Source organism: Eudoraea sp., assembly GCF_049665975.1.
GTDB lineage: Bacteria > Bacteroidota > Bacteroidia > Flavobacteriales > Flavobacteriaceae > Eudoraea.
The window spans coordinates 1-4,075 of the sequence record NZ_JBATGR010000452.1 but is presented as its reverse complement, the minus strand read 5'-3'; the positions used below and the strand labels follow the sequence as shown (position 1 = coordinate 4,075).

Below are 4,075 nucleotides of genomic sequence, written 5' to 3'. Positions count from 1 at the left end.
GCCTTTATTTCCTTAAGGGCGGTTTTTTAATTTATATGTGTTTTAAGTGGTGTATTCATCCAAAAATCTGTGAACCCATCCGGTTTTACCAGGGGTTGCCCTTTAAAAATAGGGGTATTCTTCCTCATATAAAGACTATCTGCAGGGCCTTTACCGGAAGGATTTACCTGCTGAACAAAGTACTCACGAAATTGATCAAATATACCATATGTTGGTCTATTCAATACATTTCCATCGGTATCCAAAATATTTTTTACTTTTATCTTCAACAGGTCGGAAATCTCCTCCACAACGCTGGTTGCCTGACTAATTTCTTTGAACATTGCGTATTCCTTCTCCGGAGCCAAACGTGGGTAAACCTCAATTTTCTTATCTCCTATTCTTATGCGACCTATAGGCACTTTTTTTCTATTATATTTTATAGTATAATTAGTTATATTCTGTGTGGATACTGCTTCTGGCTGGCCACTTAACTTAATTACAAAACATCTTCTTTTCAGGTCTACTAAAAACTCCTCTGTGCTGAACTTCACAGGTTCTACAAGCATAAACGTATTATGAAAGGAAATATAATTTAAAAACATTTTAGTATTTAGACGCTGATATTCCGTGATTACCTCAAAAATAAGCTGTTTGCCGGTACCGTGCTTGTCCGTTTTTCCCAGTGGCATTGATCTGAAACTGTCATAAAGTGAATATTCCAATTTGTGAATGGCAAAATCTTCCCTGGAAATATATAATGTCCCGAAAGCAAGATAGTTTTGATACCATTTTTTAAAATCAATGGTATAGAGATATTCTCCTTTTAAATACGTGTCTTCCTTCCTTACAAAACTGTGATTTGACAGGAATTCGTATTTGAACTTGTTAACAAAAGAATAGGTCTCATATTCATAATTCCGGATGGCGTCGTGAATGCGTAAAATAGTAAATTCATTTCCTCCAAAATCATGCAAATAGGCATTATCGATAACTTTTAAACCACCTTGGTAATCATAGGGTTGTCGGGCAACAGAATTTCTTTCAAAATCTGTATTCTCCTTGAAATCGTACAAACGCACTTTGGTGGTCTTCAAATCTGATTTGTCAAAACCACCATCAAATACTTCAAGAATAGCTTCATTAAGATTAATATATTTATTCTTATCCAATTGATAATCCCGATAATATCCCAGTGTAGAAAAAGAACCTATCGGATAATTTCGGGGAATAGCATTTATAGCATTCCTGACAATTCTTTTGGCGCCCAGAGGTCTTTTTTTTCTTGCCTTTAGCACTGCTTCTTCCAGCTCAATTATTCCTACATGTAGATAAATGATATTTATTTCATTTGTAATTAATTCAGATATTAAAATTGTTTTAGTCTCATAACCCATAGAGGACACCTCCAGGAAATTGCCCAGGGCCTGGTACTTAAGAGGTATTTTAAACCCGCCATCTTCATTGGAAATCACGCCTATTGCTTTGTTCTGAATTCGTATTGTGGCAAACGAGACAGGTTCTTTAGTTTCTGCATCTATGATTTTCCCATATATAAATTCAGACTGCTGTGCCCTGGCAACAGACATGCAAAGACCTACTAGGACAGAAAAGACCAGAAGTAATCTTAACCTCATAAAAATTTAACTATTCATAAGTACTCTCAGAATAAAGCAAAATATAAAAATAGCGCATATAATGCAATTAAAATAATTCCATCCCGCCATCCAAGCCGCAGGCCTTTTGGAAAGAATACCAGTGGCAGGATAATAAAGGAAACCCCAAGCATCCACCAAATATCACTGGTCAGAAGACCCTGATCAATAACATATATTGGCGTTATCATTGAGGTTATTCCCAACACGGCCAATAAATTAAAAATATTGGATCCGATAAGGTTTCCAACCGATATGGACTTTTCCTTTTTAATTATAGCAATTAGTGATGCGGCAAGTTCGGGGATACTTGTACCCACGGAAACAACCGTAATTCCGATAATGCGCTCGCTCACTTCATAGAAAGTGGCCAATCCAACAGCACCCTTTATAAGTAATTCTGAACCTCCCCATAGAGCAGCCCCTCCCATTCCCAGAAAAAGTAACGCTTTATGCAGCGGCAGGGGTTTATCATCCTCATGCAAGTCATCAACAACAGCTGACTTCTGAAAACGAAGTAAAAAAATCAAAAACAGAAATAGAAAAAGGATCATAATCACTCCTTCATAGCGCTGAAGAATACCATCAAAATAAACAAAACCAAAAAATAAGAGCGAAGCAGCCATCATCACCGGCCAGTCTGTAATATAAAAAGCTTTTCGCACATCAATCTGACCGAACAGTAATACTATGGCCAATACTAAGCCAAGGTTGGCAATATTCGATCCTATTACATTTCCCATTGCAAGGTCCGGAAAACCTTCCATTGCCGCATTTATGCTTACTATGAGTTCCGGAGTGGAGGTAGCAAAGGATACGATCGTCATCCCGATAATGATCCTGGGTATGTTCAGTCTAAGGGAGAAAGCGACAGCCGATTTCAGTAACCAGTTGCCTCCAAATATTAATAGAGTCAAACCAACTGCGATAAACAAAAAATTCAACATCAGAAAAATTTTAGCAAATATAGCAGAATACGTTTGCAACAGAGTTGGGCACTATAAAATAAATAGTGCTTTTTCCGTCAAATTATAGATAATTTTATACCTGCAGATGTTACCCGTTCAATGAAATATCAATTCCCAAAAACCAAAAAGGAGAACTAGCTCCCGAAAGTACTTAAACTAAATACTTATATTCTTAAAATACCGATCACATTTCTGATCGGTATTTTTTTATTTCACAACGGAAGTGCCAATTAAAGTGTTTTTTACCTATAAAAACGCCTTGGATTTCAAAAAAAGTGCCAAATAACCCCTACAAATATTGCAGTTTATAACTTTAAAGATTAATTATTCTTACTATACAAAAGTTTAAATAAGGCTATGTCAATTAAATTAAAACCATATTCGTCATTTTACTTACAATACTGCATTCAATCGCATTAATTATTGCCGATTTCCTTGGAGAGGAGGATTGGATTGCAATATCTTCGAATAATAATAAATCAAAATGAACTTTTTTTAATCGTATAAAATACAAGTTATGATCACTATTGCCAAGATAATTATATTCGTATTAGTATCGCTAATTCTGATAATAACCTGATAAGAGGTTGTGTTATATTTATATTAAGTAGGCTTCCTAAGCATTCTGTATAAGATAGTATATTTGCAAAAAGCAATACATGAAAAAAGGACTTTTTAAGCTTCTTGCCAGGATTAACAGACTAATATTACCTTCCTTTACTAAAAAGAGATTAGACCTTTCCAAAGCCTCCAAGTACCAAATGGCCATTATTGGTTGGCGTTACTTTATAACAACCAACGCCCTGGATTAAAAACTTACTAATGATTTAATCTGGTAACCATTTAATTTAGCCGCACCTTTAAGGTTTAACAACTCCAGCAAAAAATTACATTGTATTACTTTACCTCCTAATGATTCCACCAATTCACAAGTGGCTTTAGCAGTCCCGCCTGTAGCTAAAACATCATCGTGTATAATTACATTTTCTCCGGGTTGAATGCTGTCTGCATGTATTTCCAGAGTATCTTTTCCATATTCCAGTGAATAGGTTCTGCTAATCTTATCTGACGGCAATTTTCCCGCTTTTCGTACAGGAACAAATCCCGCATTTAATCGTGATGCAAGTATGGGCGCAAAGAAAAATCCCCTGCTTTCCATTCCAACTACTTTATCTACTGTTACATCACCGATCATCTTTAACATGGCATCTGCCGCTGCCTGCAATGCATTTGCATCTTTTAAAAGGGGAGTAATATCTTTAAAGGTCACGCCTTTCTCAGGGAAATCGTGAATATCTCTGATGTAATTTTTAAAATCCATTTATTTGATAGCTAGTAATTTTGCCTTAAATGTAAAAAGAAATATATTTGCAGCCCCGTTGGGGAACATAATAATAAGGCCTCGTGGCGCAACTGAATAGCGCATCTGATTACGGCTCAGAAGGTTACAGGTTTGAATCCTGTCGAGGTCAC

4 protein-coding genes and 1 tRNA gene are annotated in these 4,075 nt (G+C 36.0%); 2 read left to right on the top strand and 3 right to left on the bottom strand.

All coding sequences use genetic code 11. From position 1 onward, the window contains the following. Nucleotides 1-26: 26 nt before the first annotated feature. Complete coding sequence (locus WBN20_RS14800; RefSeq protein ID WP_424282237.1) at nucleotides 27-1,616, bottom strand: carboxypeptidase-like regulatory domain-containing protein; 1,590 nt, start codon at nucleotides 1,614-1,616, stop codon at nucleotides 27-29. 26 nt (nucleotides 1,617-1,642) lie between these two features. After that, nucleotides 1,643-2,581 carry a calcium/sodium antiporter gene (locus tag WBN20_RS14795; protein ID WP_424282236.1) on the bottom strand — a complete coding sequence of 313 codons (939 nt, stop codon included), beginning with the start codon at nucleotides 2,579-2,581 and terminating at the stop codon, nucleotides 1,643-1,645. A gap of 680 nt (nucleotides 2,582-3,261) precedes the next feature. On the opposite strand from WBN20_RS14795, the gene WBN20_RS14790 reads away from it, so the two are divergent. Continuing rightward, a complete protein-coding gene (locus WBN20_RS14790) occupies nucleotides 3,262-3,414 on the top strand; it encodes an SsrA-binding protein (RefSeq protein WP_424270824.1) in 153 nt (50 codons plus the stop codon). Here WBN20_RS14790 and WBN20_RS14785 read toward each other — a convergent pair. Further along, nucleotides 3,411-3,923, bottom strand: coding sequence for an adenine phosphoribosyltransferase (locus WBN20_RS14785; RefSeq protein WP_424270825.1), 513 nt, complete (start codon nucleotides 3,921-3,923; stop codon nucleotides 3,411-3,413). The genes WBN20_RS14790 and WBN20_RS14785 overlap by 4 nt on opposite strands. 77 nt (nucleotides 3,924-4,000) lie before the next feature. On the opposite strand from WBN20_RS14785, the gene WBN20_RS14780 reads away from it, so the two are divergent. Continuing rightward, nucleotides 4,001-4,074 (top strand) — tRNA-Arg (locus WBN20_RS14780). Nucleotide 4,075 lies beyond the last annotated feature (1 nt).

What these genes read in the sequence shown, in the direction of transcription:
- WBN20_RS14800 (WP_424282237.1), bottom strand. Translation starts at nt 1,616, where the DNA reads ATGAGGTTAAGATTACTTCTGGTCTTTTCTGTCCTAGTAGGTCTTTGC.
- WBN20_RS14795 (WP_424282236.1), bottom strand. Translation starts at nt 2,581, where the DNA reads ATGTTGAATTTTTTGTTTATCGCAGTTGGTTTGACTCTATTAATATTT.
- WBN20_RS14790 (WP_424270824.1), top strand. Translation starts at nt 3,262, where the DNA reads ATGAAAAAAGGACTTTTTAAGCTTCTTGCCAGGATTAACAGACTAATA.
- WBN20_RS14785 (WP_424270825.1), bottom strand. Translation starts at nt 3,923, where the DNA reads ATGGATTTTAAAAATTACATCAGAGATATTCACGATTTCCCTGAGAAA.